At 64.2% G+C, this 15,982-nt stretch carries 13 protein-coding genes; 9 read left to right on the top strand and 4 right to left on the bottom strand.

What is annotated here, in order from left to right; all coding sequences use genetic code 11:
* Positions 1–35 precede the first annotated feature (35 nt).
* Positions 36–1,016, bottom strand: a complete 981-nt coding sequence (locus KHO49_RS16900) for a DUF4880 domain-containing protein (RefSeq protein ID WP_213665406.1) — start codon at positions 1,014–1,016, stop codon at positions 36–38.
* Positions 1,013–1,522 (bottom strand): sigma-70 family RNA polymerase sigma factor, encoded by a 510-nt coding sequence (locus tag KHO49_RS16895; protein ID WP_102880219.1) that lies wholly within the window; start codon positions 1,520–1,522, stop codon positions 1,013–1,015. Before KHO49_RS16895 ends, KHO49_RS16900 begins: the two co-directional genes overlap by 4 nt.
* A gap of 168 nt (positions 1,523–1,690) precedes the next feature.
* Here KHO49_RS16895 and KHO49_RS16890 point away from each other — a divergent pair, with 168 nt between their 5' ends.
* Both KHO49_RS16890 and KHO49_RS16885 read left to right on the top strand, forming a co-directional pair.
* Positions 1,691–2,662 (top strand): bifunctional helix-turn-helix transcriptional regulator/GNAT family N-acetyltransferase, encoded by a 972-nt coding sequence (locus KHO49_RS16890; protein WP_110596548.1) that lies wholly within the window; start codon positions 1,691–1,693, stop codon positions 2,660–2,662.
* Positions 2,663–2,864: 202 nt separating this feature from the next.
* Positions 2,865–3,872: a zinc-dependent alcohol dehydrogenase family protein gene (locus tag KHO49_RS16885; protein ID WP_213665405.1), complete on the top strand. Its 1,008-nt coding sequence runs from the start codon at positions 2,865–2,867 to the stop codon at positions 3,870–3,872.
* Positions 3,873–3,913: 41 nt separating this feature from the next.
* Here the strand turns inward: KHO49_RS16885 and KHO49_RS16880 are convergent, their stop codons facing one another.
* A complete protein-coding gene (locus tag KHO49_RS16880) occupies positions 3,914–4,810 on the bottom strand; it encodes a LysR family transcriptional regulator (RefSeq protein ID WP_102880221.1) in 897 nt (298 codons plus the stop codon).
* A 116-nt stretch (positions 4,811–4,926) separates the two neighbouring features.
* Here KHO49_RS16880 and mdlC point away from each other — a divergent pair, with 116 nt between their 5' ends.
* The 5 genes from mdlC to KHO49_RS16855 all read left to right on the top strand — a co-directional run bounded on the left by mdlC (position 4,927) and on the right by KHO49_RS16855 (position 12,012).
* The gene (mdlC, locus tag KHO49_RS16875; protein ID WP_102880222.1) at positions 4,927–6,513 is read left to right on the top strand and encodes a benzoylformate decarboxylase; all 1,587 of its coding nucleotides are present in this window, start codon (positions 4,927–4,929) and stop codon (positions 6,511–6,513) included.
* A gap of 124 nt (positions 6,514–6,637) precedes the next feature.
* Positions 6,638–8,029, top strand: a complete 1,392-nt coding sequence (locus tag KHO49_RS16870) for an MFS transporter (protein ID WP_110652735.1) — start codon at positions 6,638–6,640, stop codon at positions 8,027–8,029.
* A gap of 60 nt (positions 8,030–8,089) precedes the next feature.
* Positions 8,090–9,007 (top strand): ketopantoate reductase family protein, encoded by a 918-nt coding sequence (locus KHO49_RS16865; RefSeq protein ID WP_213665404.1) that lies wholly within the window; start codon positions 8,090–8,092, stop codon positions 9,005–9,007.
* Between the two features lie 157 nt (positions 9,008–9,164).
* Positions 9,165–10,640 carry an aldehyde dehydrogenase family protein gene (locus KHO49_RS16860; protein ID WP_170003641.1) on the top strand — a complete coding sequence of 492 codons (1,476 nt, stop codon included), beginning with the start codon at positions 9,165–9,167 and terminating at the stop codon, positions 10,638–10,640.
* A gap of 118 nt (positions 10,641–10,758) precedes the next feature.
* Positions 10,759–12,012, top strand: a complete 1,254-nt coding sequence (locus KHO49_RS16855; protein ID WP_213665403.1) for an OprD family porin — start codon at positions 10,759–10,761, stop codon at positions 12,010–12,012.
* 98 nt (positions 12,013–12,110) lie between these two features.
* Here KHO49_RS16855 and KHO49_RS16850 read toward each other — a convergent pair whose 3' ends face one another.
* Positions 12,111–13,259, bottom strand: coding sequence for a MalY/PatB family protein (locus KHO49_RS16850; protein ID WP_213665402.1), 1,149 nt, complete (start codon positions 13,257–13,259; stop codon positions 12,111–12,113).
* A gap of 389 nt (positions 13,260–13,648) precedes the next feature.
* Between KHO49_RS16850 and KHO49_RS16845 the strand changes: the two genes are divergently transcribed.
* Together KHO49_RS16845 and KHO49_RS16840 are read left to right on the top strand one after the other, a co-directional pair.
* Positions 13,649–14,896: a hydroxymethylglutaryl-CoA lyase-like TIM-barrel protein gene (locus KHO49_RS16845; RefSeq protein WP_213665401.1), complete on the top strand. Its 1,248-nt coding sequence runs from the start codon at positions 13,649–13,651 to the stop codon at positions 14,894–14,896.
* Positions 14,889–15,836, top strand: a complete 948-nt coding sequence (locus KHO49_RS16840) for an AEC family transporter (RefSeq protein ID WP_213665400.1) — start codon at positions 14,889–14,891, stop codon at positions 15,834–15,836. The genes KHO49_RS16845 and KHO49_RS16840 overlap by 8 nt, the downstream gene beginning before the upstream one ends.
* Positions 15,837–15,982 lie beyond the last annotated feature (146 nt).

The raw sequence follows: 15,982 nt of genomic DNA, 5'->3' as shown, positions 1-15,982 counted from the left end.
GAGATTGGAAAAACTGCCGCCTTCCTGGAAAAAAATCAGGCCGCCGTCACTGAGGCCCAATAGCCCATGACCCGCTGAATGCGAATGGGCAGGGTTCGGGCCAGCAAGTCGAGGCTGGCGTCCGGCTGGTCGAGGGAGAACGAACCGGACACCCGCAGCCCGGCGACCTCGGCGGCGCAGCGCAGCAGGCCCGGACGATAGCGGTCGAGTTCGGCGATCACCTCGCCCAATGGCATGCGTTCGGCGATCAGCAGGCCCTGAGTCCAGGCGCTGGCTGCGGCGGCCACTGGCGTTACGAGGCTCATGCGTTGCTCGATGTCCACCTGCTGGCGCGGGCCCAGGACCTGTCCGGGCCCCTGACCCAGGCTGACTGAGGCACTGCCGCTCAGCAGTTGCACCCGGGTGCCGCGGTGTCCCGGCAAGCCGACGCTGACCATCAACTGCGACAGCGGTGCCAGGTGGATCCTGGCTTCGGCGGTGACGACCCGCACTGGCGCGGCGTTGCCCAGGGTCAGCAGCAGGCGTCCACTGTTGAGCCGTAGTTGCGGTCCTTGCACACGGTCCTGAAGATCCAGAGTGGTGCGGGTGTCCAGCTGCAGCGCCGTGCCGACCGCCAGTTGCAGTTGGCGGCGTTCGCCGGTGGCGGTGTGGTAGTCGCTGAACAACTGCGGCAACAGCAGCCGCTCGCGCACGCTCCAACTGCTGGCGGCCACCACTCCAAGGCCGACGACGCCCTTGAGCAAGGTGCGCCGCGAAGGGTGGCTGCGGGCCTGGAGCAACTGCCGGGTGCGAGCGGCGGGCAGGCTGCGGGTGCTGTCGCGCAGGTCCTGGCCGAGTCCGGCCAGGCGTTGCCAGGCCAATTCATGTTGCGGGTCGGCCCGGCGCCAGGCCAGGCACCCGGCCTGTTGCTCGGCGCTGCTGGTGCCCGACTGCAGGAGCACCAGCCATTCCAGGGCCTGATCCAGTACGCGGTGGTCCACCGCGCCCTGATCGTCCATGGGCTCAAAGGCGCTCATGCCGGGTACACCGCCGCATAGCAGTGGCGGTAGGCCTTGAGCATGGCTTTCTGTACCACGTTGACCGAGAGCTGCAGGCGCTCGGCAATCTGCGGGTAGGTCAGGCCTTCGAGCTGGGACAGCAGAAACACGTCCCGCACCCGATGGCCCAGACCGTCCAGCACCTGACCCACGGCGTCCAGGGCTTCGAGCACCAGCAGGCGGGTTTCCGGTGAGGGCTGGTGTTGCGGTTCCAACTGCGCCAGGGATTCAAGGTAGGCCCGCTCCAGGGCCTGGCGGCGGAAATACTGGCCGCACAGTCGGCTGGCCACGGTGTTCAGATAGGCCCGGGGTTCACGCAATACCGGCAGTTGTTCGCTGCGCAGAATCCGCAGGAAGGTGTCCTGTGCCAGGTCCATGGCCTGGTCCTGGTTACCGAGCTTGCGTCGCAGCAGTTGCACTACCCAGTTGTGATGCTGGACGTAGAGCTCGCCCACGGCGTGCTGTAGCGAGGAGTTGGGCACCATCGATAGGGGTTCCGGGACCGAGGCGAGCGAAAAGGGTGTTTATGGTAATGCTTCTCATTAGTGGGCGCTCAAGTTTTTATCGCTGCCGGCCAGGGCCTTAGCACGCGCGGCTTGTTGGTCATGTAGTTGTAGGTTACAACTAAATATTCCACGAGAGAGGTCACCTTTATGTCGAGCCCATCCGCAGGTTTCATCCCGCAATTGCGCCAGGCTTCCCGGCAGATGGTCCGTGAGCTGGGCTTCATGCACAGCACCCTGGCCGCCACCGACTACTCGCCCTCGGCAGTGCATGCGTTGCTGGAGATCGGCCAGGGCAATGCCTTGACCGCTGGCGATCTGGTGACGCTGCTGGGGCTGGAAAAATCCAGCGTCAGTCGTCTGGTGCGCAAGCTGGTGGAGGCCGGCGAGATCCGCGAACAGGCCGATGCACAGGATGCCCGCTCGAAGCGCCTGCACCTCACCGCCCAGGGACGCCAGACCCTGAGCGGTATCGACCGTTTTGCCCAGGCCCAGGTGGCCGCAGCCCTGGTGCACCTGAGCGCGGACCAGCAGCTTTGCGCCTCGACGGGCATCGCCGACTACGCCCGGGCACTGCGTGCGGTGCGCCTGGGCGAGGCGCCCGAGCCGCCCGCGTGCTGGTCCATCGCTCGTGGCTATAGACCGGGGGTGATTGGCCGTATTGCCGAAATGCATGCCTGCTACTACGCCGCCCGCGCCGGTTTCGGCCAGGCCTTTGAAAGCCTGGTGGCAACGGACATGGCTGAGCTGATGGGACGTTTGCACAACCCGCGCAATCAGGTCTGGGTGGCGCTGCAGGGTGAGCGGATTGTTGGTTCCATCGCCATTGACGGGGAGGGCGCGGACGGCGAGGCGATCCTGCGTTGCTTCATCCTCGATGATTCGGCGCGTGGCCAGGGTTTGGGCCGACGGCTGCTGGTCGAGGCCCTGGGGTTCTGTGATCAGTGGGGTTTTACAGCCACCCGCTTGTGGACCTTCAAGGGTCTGGATGCGGCGCGCACGCTGTATGAGCAACAGGGTTTCGTCCTGGTGCAGGAGCAGGTGGGCGAGCAGTGGGGCGCGGCGGTGACCGAGCAGTGTTTTGTGCGAGCCAGGCGGGCGGAGCACGCCGGAACTCGCTGAGCGTTGTAGCCGCTGCTGAGCCCGCGAAGCTGCGCAAAGGCCCGCAGGGCCTTGCTTGGCAGTCCCGAGCCGAGCCTCTAGCGGCACTGAAAACCTGCGTCTCCTGCGCAGCCGTTCGCAGCCTTCGGCAGCGGCTACAGATAGCCGGTATTGGTGGTAGGGTTAGCCCCCTGATGATTATCGATCTGTGGAGAAGCATCCCATGCAAGCCATCAAGCTCAGCCTGCCGGCATCCCTGGACAACCTTAAAATCGTGGAACTGGCCGATCCCGGGCAACCCGGCGCCGGGCAGATCCGCGTGCGTCTGCATGCCTGTTCCCTGAATTTCCACGACTACGCCGTGGTCACCGGCGCGCTGCCCACCGCCGATGGGCGGATTCCCATGGCCGACGGCGCCGGGGTGGTGGAGGCGGTGGGCGAGGGCGTCAGCGAGTTCAAGGTCGGTGATGCGGTGGTGTCGTGCTTCTTCCCCCATTGGCACGATGGCGGCCCGGCGATTGCCGACTTCAGCACCACCCCGGGCGATGGCGTCGACGGTTATGCCCGTGAAGTGGTGATCCAGCCCAGCCACTGGTTCACCCATGCGCCCAAGGGCTACAGCCATGCCGAAGCGGCGACCCTGACCACCGCCGGTCTCACGGCCTGGCGTGCGCTGGTGGTGGACGGCGGGCTCAAGGCCGGGGAAACCGTGCTGGTACTGGGCACCGGCGGCGTGTCGATCTTCGCCCTGCAACTGGCCAAGGCCATGGGCGCTACGGTGATTGCCACCTCTTCGTCGGACGCCAAGCTGGCCAAGGTTCGTGAGCTGGGCGCCGACCACACCCTCAACTACCGCACCCAGCCTGAATGGGGCAACGAAGTGCTCAAACTGACTGGCGGCCGAGGCGTCGACCATGTGGTGGAAGTCGGCGGCCCGGGCACCTTGCCGCAGTCCATCACCGCTTGCCGCATCGGCGGGCATATTGCCCTGATCGGCGTGCTCACCGGTTGGGCCGGACCGGTGCCGACCGCGGCGCTGATGGCCAAGCAGCAGCGCCTGCAGGGCCTGATCGTCGGCAGTCGCCAGCACCAGGTGGAGATGATTCGTGGCCTGGAGGCGACGGGGATCAAGCCGATCATCGACAGCACCTTCCCCCTGGCCGAGATCGCCAAGGCCTTCGCTCATGAAGCCTCGGGCGCGCACCTGGGGAAAATCTGCCTGACGTTCTGATGGAGCCTAATCCGTTTCGCAGTTGATTCCCTGCGCTGGGCTCACATCTGACCGTCGATGATGGCGCCGGCCACCGTCTGGCAGAACCAGCGCAGGGCGGCGGAACTGTCGCTGTTGGGGTGCCAGTGCAGGGACACTTCGAACTCGCCCACCGGGAACGGCAGTTCAAGCTGTTTCAGGCCGCCCTCCAGGGTGAACAGCCGGGCGATCTGCGCCGGCAGTACCGCCAGCAGCTCGGTGCCGGGCAAGACCTTGGGCAGCACCGAGAAGTGCGGCACATGCAGGCTGATCCGGCGCTGCAGGTTCATCTGCTTGAGGACGTCTTCGACGCTGCCGTGGCCGGTGGCCCGGGTCACGGCGATGTGCCGCTCGGCGAGGAACTGCTCCAGGCTCAATAGCTCGTCGATCCGTGGATGGCGATCGCTGAGCAGGCACACGTAACGTTCGCGAATCAGCACCTGGCTGCGGGCCCCGGGCACGTTCTTGCGGCAGATCAGGGCGTCCACCTTGCCGCTGCTCAACCAGTCCCCGGCCTGGTCCACCTGCAAGGGCAGCACCTCCACTTCGGCCTCCGGCGCCTCGCGGTTCAGACGCGCCAGGATCAGCGGCAGAAAGCCCATTTCCCCCAGGTCCGAAAGGGCAATGCGAAAGCGCCGCTCGGTGGTGGCCGGGTCGAAGCGGCGGGTGCTGTGCACGGCATTTTCAATCCGCGTCAGGGATTCACTGAACCCCCGGTACAGCTCATCGGCCAGATGGGTCGGCTGGATGCCGTCGCGGGTGCGGCTGAACAGGGCATCGTCGAACAGCTCCCGCAGCCGTGCCAGGCCGTAGCTGACCGAGGGCTGGGTGACGAACAGGCGCTCGGCAGCCAGGGTCACGCTGCGGGCCTCGTAGAGCGTGACGAAGGTGCGGATCAGGTTCAGATCGATGTGGCTCATGGTGCCTCACTGATATAGACGGGTCTTATTTTTGATAGAGATAGTATCAATTTGATCAATCTGGCGGCGGCTGCAAGAGTCACTCAAATTCTAAAAAAGCAGCGGCAAGGGTCTTTATGCAAACCGTCCATAGCGCCTCCTACGACATTCTCCGGCAACAGGGCCTGACCACCGTGTTCGGCAATCCGGGTTCCAACGAGTTGCCCTTTCTCAAGGGCTTTCCCGAAGACTTTCGCTACATCCTCGGCCTGCATGAAGGCGCCGTCGTGGGCATGGCCGACGGCTTCGCCCTGGCCAGTGGCAAGCCGGCTTTCGTCAACCTGCATGCGGCCGCCGGCACCGGCAATGGCATGGGCGCGCTGACCAATGCCTGGTACTCCCACAGCCCATTGGTGATCACCGCCGGCCAGCAGGTGCGGTCGATGATCGGTGTCGAGGCGATGCTGGCCAACGTCGATGCGCCGCAGTTGCCCAAGCCGCTGGTCAAGTGGAGCCATGAACCGGCCTGTGCCGAGGACGTGCCTCGGGCCTTGAGCCAGGCCATTCACCTGGCCAACCAGGCGCCCAAGGGCCCGGTGTATCTGTCGATTCCCTATGACGATTGGGCCCGCGCCGCACCGGCCGGAGTCGAGCACCTGGCGCGGCGCCAGGTGGCTAGCGCCGGGCTGCCTTCGGCGGCGCAACTGCGCAGCCTGGTGCAGCGCCTGGTGGCGGCGCGCAACCCGGTGCTGGTGCTGGGGCCGGATGTGGACGGCAGCCAGAGCAACGCGCTGGCGGTGCAGTTGGCGGAGAAACTGCGGATGACGGCCTGGGTGGCGCCTTCCGCGTCCCGTTGCCCGTTTCCAACCCGCCACCCGAGTTTTCGCGGGGTGCTGCCGGCGGCCATTGCCGGCATCAGCCGCTGCCTGGCCGCCCATGACCTGATCCTGGTCGTGGGCGCCCCGGTGTTCCGTTATCACCAGTACGCGCCGGGAGACTACCTGCCCGACGGCACGCAGTTGCTGCACATCACCTGCGATGCCGGTGAAGCGGCCCGGGCGCCCATGGGTGATGCGCTGGTGGGGGACATCGCCGAAACCCTGCAGGCCCTGGTCTGGGCCTTGCCGGACAGCGATCGCCAACCGCCCCAGGCCTTGGCGCGGCCAACGCCGATCCAGGAACAGGGCGGGTTGCTGCGTCCGGAAACCGTGTTCGATGTGATCAACGAGCTGGCTCCCAGGGATGCGATCTACGTCAAGGAGTCCACGTCCACGGTGGGCGCCTTCTGGCAGCGGGTGGAGATGAGCGAGCCCGGCAGCTATTTCTTTCCGGCGGCAGGGGGCCTGGGTTTTGGCCTGCCGGCGGCGGTGGGGGTGCAACTGGCCCGCCCCGAGCGTCGGGTGATCGGCATCATCGGCGACGGCTCGGCCAACTACGGCATCACCGCGCTGTGGACCGCGGCCCAGTACCAGATTCCGGTGGTGTTCATCATCCTCAAGAACGGCACCTACGGCGCCTTGCGCTGGTTCGCCGATGTCCTGCAGGTCGATGACGCACCGGGGCTGGATGTGCCCGGCCTGGACTTCTGCGCCATCGGCCGCGGTTATGGCGTGCACGCCGTGCAGGCCACGACCCGTGAGGCATTCGCCGAGGCTTTCAGCGCAGCGCTGGCCGGCAAGCGCCCGGTGCTGATCGAGGTGCCGACCCTGACCATCGAACCCTGAGGGTGCCATCGCCGCCGGTCACGGGGCCCGGCGGCGCCAGCCGTTTTCAACGCAGCATCACCGAGTATCGAGGCTTTTCGTACAAAGCCTGCGGATACACCACAACAATAAAAAAGAGGTGGTTATGAACACGACATCCGTCAGCCAAGTGCTGGGGGGAGCCTCCCTGCCAGTGCGTCCCGTATCCGGCAACGCCGATATCGGCACCTTGCTGGATGAGGGCCCCTATACCCGCATGCAGAAGATTGTGGTGCTGTTGGCCGCGCTGTCCATCGTCATGGACGGCTTCGACGGGCAGCTCATCGGCTTTGCCATACCGCTGATGATCAAGGAGTGGGGCATCACCCGCGAAGCCTTCGCGCCGGCGGTGGCAGCCGGGCTGATCGGCATGGGCATTGGCAGTGCCTGTGCCGGTCTGTTCGCCGACCGGTTCGGACGGCGCATGGCGGTGATCGCCAGCGTCTTTGTGTTCGGTACCGCGACTTGTGCCATTGGCCTGGCACCGGATGCGCTGGCGGTGGCCGTGCTGCGTTTTATCGCCGGGCTGGGCATTGGCGGGGCATTGCCCAGTGCCACCACCATGACCGCGGAGTTCACCCCGGCGCGCCGCCGTACCCTGGCGGTGACCGCCACTATTGTCTGCGTACCCCTGGGCGGAATGCTCGCCGGCTTGTTCGCCTCCCAGGTGTTGCCGGTGTATGGCTGGCGCACACTGTTTTTCCTCGGCGGCAGCCTGCCCATCGTCTTCGGTTTCTTGCTCTTGGCGACACTGCCGGAATCGCCACGTTTCCTGGCCCGTCGGCCCCAGCGCTGGGGTGAGTTGAGCGCCTTGCTGGGGCGCATGGGGCGGCCCATGGCCGAGGGCGTTCGCTATACCGATGCCCTGGAGCAGAAGAGCGAGCAGCAGGGTGGTTTTCGTGCCTTGTTCGCCATCGGCTACGGCCGCGACACCCTGGCCGTGTGGGTGGCGTTCTTCATGTGCCTGACTGCGGTCTACAGCGCTTTCAGCTGGTTGCCCACCATGCTGCAGTCCACGGGGCTGCCGCTGGCGGTGGCCAGCTCCGGCCTCACCGCCTACAACCTGGGCGGGGTGATCGGGGCGCTGGTTTGCGCGGTGGCCATGACCCGCTGGGGGTCGTTCTGGCCGCTGGCGATCTGTTGCGCCGGGGGCGCGGCCAGCGCCTTCGCTTTGCAGGCGGTGGACATCCACCAGAACACCAGCTTGCTGATTTTCGGCATCGGCGTGCATGGCCTGTTCGTCAACGCCGTGCAATCCACCTTGTATGCCCTGTGTGCCTTTATCTATCCCACTGGGGTACGTGCCACTGGCACCGCCTCGGCCCTGGCCTTTGGCCGCCTTGGAGCGATTCTCAGTGCCTTCGCCGGCGCCACGGTGATCACTCAGGGCGGGGCACAGGGCTACCTGACGTTGCTGGGCTCGGTGATGGTGCTGGCCCTGATCGCCCTGCTGATCGTGCGTCGGCACATTCCCCGGCGCAGGCCGGGGGCGGCATAAGTGCCTCGCCACACAGGGAGGGCCTGGCCGGTGAACAATGATCTTGAGAAGGGCAATTCGATGAATATTTCCATCCTGGGAGCGGGCGCCATGGGCTCGCTGTTCGGCGGCCTGCTGGCGGAAAGTGGGCAGAAGGTCAGGCTGCTGGATATTGACGAGCGGCACCTTGAGGCCATCCGCCGCCAGGGCTTGCGCCTGGAGACCGATAGCGGCGACCGGCGCATCGACGGCCTCGCGGCGTGCCGTCCGGAGCAGGCCCCCGGGCACGCGGATCTGTTGCTGGTGTTCACCAAGACCCTGCATACCGAGCGTGCATTGCGCAGCGCGGCTGGCCATATCGGCGCGCAAACCCTGGTGCTGACCTTACAGAACGGCCTGGGCAATGCCGAGGCGGTCAGCCGTCACGTCGCCCGGGAACGGGTGCTGATCGGCATGACCAACTGGCCCGCCGATCTGTTGGGGCCTGGGCATGTGCGCTCCCATGGTGAGGGCGTGGTCCGGGTCCTGGGGCTGGAAGGGGGGACGTCTCGGGGCGCCAGACAGGTTGCCCAGGTGCTCGATGGCGCGGGACTGCAATGCCGGGTGGACCGGGACGTCTGGACCTCGATCTGGGAAAAGGTGGCGTTCAACGCCGCCTTGAACAGCCTGTGCGCCGCCAGTGGTTGTACGGTGGGGCAACTGGGAGCCGCGCCCGAGGGCGTAGCCCTGGCCAGGCACATGGTCCTGGAGGTGCTGGCGGTGGCTCGGGCGGCCGGGGTGGCGGTGGATGAGCAGCGTTGCCTGGACTCGGTGGCGTTCGCCATGGCCAATCACCGGGATCACAAGCCGTCCATGTTGCAGGACGTGCTGGCCGGCAGAGCGACGGAGATCGGCGCGATCAACGGTGAGGTGCTGGCTCGGGCACGGCAGGCCGGTATTGCCGTGCCCCACAACGAAACCCTGCTCGGGCTGCTGCGCCTGATCGAAGCCCGAATGTAGGAGCCGGCTTGCCGGCGAAGGGCGCGCGAGCCTTGTGTGGGGCTTGAGGACGCTTTCGCTGGCAAGCCGGCTCCTGCGGTTGGGGGAGGGATCAGCCGCCGCAAACAGGGGTATTTGATTGCTGTTATTTGACTGCTGTTATTTGAAGAGGTGTGTCATGAGCGATTCCAAAGCTGTCTATTGCGATCTGCATCTGCAACCCATCGCCGGAACCTGGCGCATCGGCGCTGCGGGCAAAACCCTGGCAGTGAGCAATCCGTTCGACGGTTCGTTGTTGCTGGAAGTGGTCCAGGCCAACCGCAGTGACCTGGATGCCGCCTACGCGAAAGCCGCGCAAGTGCAGCCGCAATGGGCCGCGCTCGGCCCGTCGGAGCGGGCGGCGGTGCTGCATCGGGCGGTGGCGATCTTCGACCAGCGCCAGGAAGAGATCGTCGACTGGATCATTCGCGAATCCGGCAGTACCCGAATCAAGGCGCTGGCCGAGTGGGGCGCGGCGCGGGCCATCACCCTGGAGTCGGCGTCGTTTCCGGCGCGGGTTCATGGGCGAATTGTCGAGTCCGATGTCCCGGGCAAGGAAAGCCGGGTCTATCGCAGCGCCCTGGGGGTCGTGGGGGTAATCAGCCCGTGGAACTTCCCGCTGCACCTGACCCAGCGATCCATCGCGCCGGCCCTGGCCTTGGGCAATGCGGTGGTGGTCAAGCCGGCCAGTGATACGCCGGTGTGCGGTGGCCTGTTGCTGGCGCGGATCTTCGAAGAGGCCGGCTTGCCCGCCGGGGTGTTCAGTGTGGTGGTGGGGGCCGGCAGCGAGATCGGCGATGCCTTCGTCGAGCACCCGGTGCCTTCCCTGATCACCTTTACCGGCTCGACTCCGGTGGGGCGCGGCATAGGCCGTATCGCCAGTGGCGGCGAGCACCTCAAGCCTGTGGCCCTGGAGCTGGGAGGCAACAGCCCGTTCGTGGTGCTGGACGACGCCGACCTTGAGCAAGCGGTGAATGCCGCGGTGTTTGGCAAGTTCCTGCACCAGGGGCAGATCTGCATGGCGATCAACCGGATCATCGTTGACCAGTCGCTGTATGACGCCTTTGCCGAGCGCTTCGTGGCGCGGGTCAGGCAGCTCAAGGTCGGCGATCCGCAATCGCTGGAAACGGTGATCGGCCCGGTGATCAATGCCCGACAACTGCAAGGCTTGCAGGACAAGATCGCCCTGGCCCGGGAAGAGGGGGCCGAGCCGCTGTACGAAGGCGGAGTCAGCGGCAACCTGCTGGCGCCCCATGTGTATGGCGAGGTTCGCGCCGACATGGATCTGGCCCGCAATGAAATCTTCGGGCCTCTGGTGGGGCTGCTGCGGGCCCGGGATGAAGCCCATGCCCTGGAGTTGGCCAATGCCAGCGAGTTCGGCCTGTCCAGCGCCGTGTTTACCCGCAACCTGGAGCGTGGGGTGAACTTTGCCCGCCAGGTGCGGGCCGGCATGACCCATATCAACGATGTACCGGTGAACGACGAAGCCAATGCGCCGTTCGGGGGCGAGAAGAACTCCGGGCTGGGCCGTTTCAACGGCGACTGGGCCATCGACGAGTTCACCCGGGATCAGTGGATCAGCCTGCAGCATCGGCCGCGTCAGTATCCCTTTTGACCCCGCGCCCTGAATGACCCCCGGCCGTCCTGGCCGGGTTTTCTGCGCATCCTTGACGCACGGGCCGGCAACGGCCTGTCGGGGTACGGCTGCGCCAAAAAAACGGAGAACAATAATAATGAACGACCGTCAGCCAATGCTTTGCCGCTCCTTGTTCGGGGCCTCTTTGTCACTGGGACTGTGTGGCGCCTGCTGGGCCGATGACAGTGGATTTGTCGAGGGCGCCCGGAGCGATCTGCTGTTGCGCAACTATTACTTCAATCGGGACTTTCGCGATCACGATGCGCCCAAGGGGCACGTGGAGGAGTGGGCCCAGGGCTTTATTTTCAAGTTCAGTTCCGGCTACACCCCGGGCACCGTGGGGTTTGGTCTGGACGCCATTGGCTTGTTCGGTCTCAAGCTCGACAGCGGCCGTGGGGTCAGTGGCTCGCAATTGCTGCCAGTGCACGATGACGGGCGGGCGGCCGACAACTTCGGGCGCGCCGGGGCGGCCTTGAAGGCTCGGATTTCGGCCACTGAACTGAAGGTGGGGGAGTTGCTGCCGGATGTTCCATTGCTGCGTTATGACGACGGACGCCTGCTGCCCCAGACCTTTCGCGGGGCGATGCTGGTGTCCCGGGAGATCTCCGGGCTGGGCCTGCAGGCCGGGCAATACCGTGCGGTCAGCCTGCGCGACTCTTCGGACATGCAGGACCTTGCGGCCTGGGCGGCCCCCGGGGTGAAGTCCGACGGTTTCAACTATGGCGGTGCCGAGTACCGCTTCAATCAGCAGCGCACACTGTTGGGTGTCTGGCATTCGCAGCTGGAGGATATCTATCGGCAGAGCTACTTCAACGTGCTGCATAAGCAGCCGGTAGGCGACTGGGTGCTGGGGGCCAACCTGGGTTATTTCATCGACCGCGAGGAGGGTCGCGCGCGCATCGGCAAGGTCGACAGCCACACCGCCTATGGCCTGTTTTCTGCCTCCCGTGCTGGACATGCCTTGTACCTGGGATGGCAGAAAGTCAGCGGTGACAGCCCGTGGATGTCGGTCTACGGCAGCAGTGGACGGACCCTGGGCAACGACATGTTCAACGGCAACTTCAGCAATGCCGGCGAGCGTTCCTGGCAACTGCGCTACGACTACGATTTTGCCGCCGCCGGCATTCCCGGGTTGCTGGCCATGGTGCGCTATGGCCGTGGCGACAGTGCCACGACCCGGGTCGGCAACGACGGTCAGGAGTGGGAGCGGGACACCGAGCTGGGCTACACCCTGCAAAGCGGCCGTCTGAAAAACCTCAACCTGCGGCTGAACAACGCGACCACCCGGCGCAGCTTCAGCAGTGACTTCGACCAGACTCGGCTGATCGTCAGCTACCCGCTGTCCTTCTGAGCTGGCGTCTGCGTCGACCTGATGGCCGCAGCCGCTGATCGGCTGCGGTACAGAGGCTGGCGGGCCCTGGTCCCGGCGAGGGTTCCGAGCCGCCTGGCTCAGCGTCGCTGCAGGCTTTGCTCCATGCGTTGGATGCCTTCTTCCAGCAAGGCACGGGGGCAACCGAAGTTCAGGCGCACGAATTGCCCGCAGTCGTCACCGAACTCGAGTCCGGCGCTGAGGCCGACCTTGGCTTCCTTGAGGAAATAGCCGTGGGGATCGTCCAGCCCCAGCTCGCTGCAGTCGAGCCAGGCCAGGTAAGTGCCCTGGGGCGCATGCATGCGTATGCCCGGCAGGCGGGTCTGCACCGCGTGCAGCAGGTAGTCGCGGTTGTCCTGCAGGTAGCCGAGCAGCGCCTGCAGCCATGGGCCGCCGTGGGTCAGGGCGGCCTGGGTCGCCTCCAGGCCCAGGGGGCTGACGCTGTCCACCATGCCGGCGCGGGCGTTGTTGAAGGCCAGGCGGGTGGCCGGGTCCTGGACGATGGCGAAGCAGGTCTTCATCCCGGCGATGTTGTAGGCCTTGCTCGCCGACATCAGGGTGATGGTGCGCCGGGCGATCTCCGGGCTCAGGGACGCGGTAGGAATATGCCGGCGTCCATCGAAGCACAGCTGGGCATGGATCTCGTCGGAAATGATCAGTGCGCCCTGGTCCAGGCAGGCGTTGGCCACGGCTTGCAGTTCTTCCCGGGGGAAGACCTTGCCCAAGGGATTGTGGGGGTTGCTCAGGAGCATCGCGCCAGCACCTTGCAAGGCCTGACGCAGTGCGTCCATGGGGGTGACATAGGTGCCTTGCTCGGTGAGCTGGAACGGCACTTCGACCTTGTCCAGGCGCCAGTTGTCCGGGGCCATGCGTAGCGGGCGGTAGTTGGGGGTCTGTACCAGCACTGTTTGCCCGGGCTGGACGAAGGCGTGCAGGGCCATGTTGAACCCGGGCTCGACCCCGGGCAGGAAGATCAACTCGTCGGGCTGCACGCGCCAGGCGTACTTGTTCCAGAGGTCGGCGACCACGGCTTCGCGCAGTTCATCCCGGGCCACGCTGTAGCCCAGCAGCGGGTGCTCGAGGCGTTGGTGCAAGGCCTGGAGAATGCTGTCTGCCACGGCAAAGTCCATGTCCGCCACCCACATGGGCAGGACGTCCTCGGGGTAGCGGCTCCACTTGGTGCTGCCGGTGCCCTGGCGCGGATGCAGGGTATCGAAATCGAAGCTCATGAGCGGGTCTCGTCGAATCGCATGGGGAAGGTGCAGGGATTCTAGCCTTCCCTGAGGTTGGCCGGCAGGCTGGGTTGGGCCAGGCCCGGGCAAAGGGGGGATTCAAGGTGAGGGAGTGGGTGCGAAAAATGTCGGTTGTTTGCAGACTGAAATATTGAAGTTGAAACGGGTGTTTATTTAAAGCGGAGTATTGTTTTTCTTTTGTTTTATGGGGTTTGTGTCAAGGCACTTTTTTCTGTTTATTTGTCATTGTTTGTTTCTGGATTTTTTAAGGATTGTCTTAGGTTGTGTTTTTTAGTTGGTGTTATATGGTGTGGCGGTTATTGGAGTTGTTCAAGGTTTAAACCTAAGTGGGTATAACAATAATCGAACCGCCAAGGAGCAGGACAATGACGGCTGAAAGTGGAATTCGCTATCGTGATTATTCGGTCCCCTATCTAGTGGATGAAACCCTTCGGGAAGGAATTGAACGCACGGCCTTTCCCATTTCCGTGGACGCCAAGGTGGCGCTTCTCAAGTCCATGGCAGCAGCAGGCTTGAGAGATTTCGTGGTGGGCTGCGGGCCTGAAGAGCCGCTGGTCTGGGACCGTCTGCATCAGGCCCGGGAAGCCCATGAACTGCCCGCCGATACCCGCGCCACCTTCATCATTCTGCTCAACTGCTGGGAGACTGCTTTCGCTTACTTCCAGTCCCGCCAGCAACATCGCCAGTGGATCGCCGACACCGTGTTCAGCTTCGGCATGATCACCTACAGGCAGGGCGAGCGGGAGTTCGAGCGGGCCATCGAAGCGTTCCGCAGCATCGGTGCCGTCCGATTCAAGGCCAGCGTGCTCAATAATTTTCGCCAGGGCGTGTCTGAGCAGCGCTATGGCGAAATCTGCCGGCAAATCGACTGGGCTGCCAGCCTGGGGGTGGAGATCATCAGGATCAACGATTCGGTGGGCTCGCTGCAGCCCCATGTGACCCAGTGGCTGTGTTCGAAGCTGGTCAAGGATTACCCCCGGCTGGTGTTTTGCCTGCATGCCCATAACGACAACGGACTGGCCCTTGCCAATACCATGCAAGCCATTCACTCGGGCTTTCAGATGGTTGAAGGGGCGCTCGCCGGTTTTGGCAATAGATCGGGTATTGCGCCCTTGGAACAAGTGATCAAGTTGTGCAAGACCAATAATATAAGTCTGGGCTCCTGTGAACTTGATCTGGATAAGTTGATCGATGCAGCTCATCAGTGTGAAGACGCCTTCTTGCAAGTGCCCAGTGTTTATCGGCCGGTGAGTGGCAAGTTGGAAACACTTTCCAATTACGGTGTTCTGAATATTCCGGACTTTCTTGAAACTCAGGATGAGAAGAGTTACTTCGTCAACTATGTCGGCCTGCATCCGCAAACCATTCGCCAGGCCCTGAGACACTATTCAACGGCAGGGCTGAATGTGGCGACGATGGCCGATGCGGACCTGTGGCCCATAGTGGAGAGCCTGAAAGTGGAGATGCGGGCCTCGATGAAGGACATCGAGTCCCACTATCGGCGGGTCATGGGCGGGGTGATGGATTTCTACCGCGCCTCGACCTACACCCCCCGGCAACTGGCGCAGTATGCCGAACGGTGGATTGTTCGGGGGCATGCTGCTCATGGATAAGGTCTTTACGGTGGTGATGCCGTTGTTTGCCATGATCTTCGCCGGCTATTGGATAGTGCGGATCGGGGTCATCGGCAAGGAAACGGTAAAGGGCCTGGTGGGCGTCGTGTTCTGGCTGTTCCTGCCATGCTTCATTTTCATCAAGACCCTGGGCACTCGGGACCATGGCGAGCTGGATTGGGGGCTGCTCAGCGCCTACTACCTGGCTTGCCTGGTGACCTTCATCATCGCTGCGGTAGGTGGCTGGCTGATCTGGGGCGGCAATGGGCGCGTAGCCGGCCTGCGTGGGTTGTCGTCCATCTCGGGGGTGGTGGGGTACATGGGGTTGCCCCTGATGGTCATGGCCTTTGGCGATGAGGCGGCCTTGCCAACGTTGATGATCACCATGGCCGACAACCTGGTGATCCTGGCGGGTGGCGCATTGATCATGGAGCTCACCGCGCAACAGGAGGTGCAGGCCAAGCCGGATATCGGCCGCGTGCTGCTCACCACGACCCGCTCCATTGTCACCAACCCGCTGATCCTGGCGGTGCTGCTGGCCGTGCTGTTCATTGTCCTGCAATGGCAGTTGCCCAGTCCGCTGCAGATTTTCGCCACGCAGATGACCAACGCCACCGGGCCTTTGGCCCTGGTAGCCCTGGGCGCCGCCTTTGCCGTGCATCGCAATCAGAGCCTGATCAAGGGCGACGCCCTGTCGCTGGCACTGTTGAAGGTGGTGGTGCTGCCGGTGCTGGTGTTCGTTTCCGCCCGGTATGTGTTTGGCCTCAGCGACTTTCTGATCAAGATTGCGGTGATCATGGCGGCGTTGCCGGTGGCGGTTAACGTTTTCATCCTGGCGTCGCGCTACAAGACCTATGAGACGGAGGTCTCCAGCAGCATGCTGCTCTCCGCGGTGATGGGCATCGGGGTGATCTCGGGGTTGCTGGTCGTGCTGGACTGATGCTCAAGCCTGCCGGCACATGACCGGCCATTGCACCCTGCAAGCGTTAGGCGCTTGCGGGGTGTTTTGTTTGCCTGTCCTGCGGCGTTCGCTGCAGGGCTGATGATCCCTGCGAAAACCTGCAGCAGCTTCCCGCAAAGCAGCTT

Origin of the sequence: Pseudomonas sp. RC4D1 (assembly GCF_018390395.1) — a bacterium.
GTDB classification, from domain to species: Bacteria; Pseudomonadota; Gammaproteobacteria; order Pseudomonadales; family Pseudomonadaceae; genus Aquipseudomonas; species Aquipseudomonas danubii.
The sequence above is the reverse complement of the archived record's forward strand: the minus strand, read 5'-3'. Positions and strand labels throughout refer to the sequence as shown.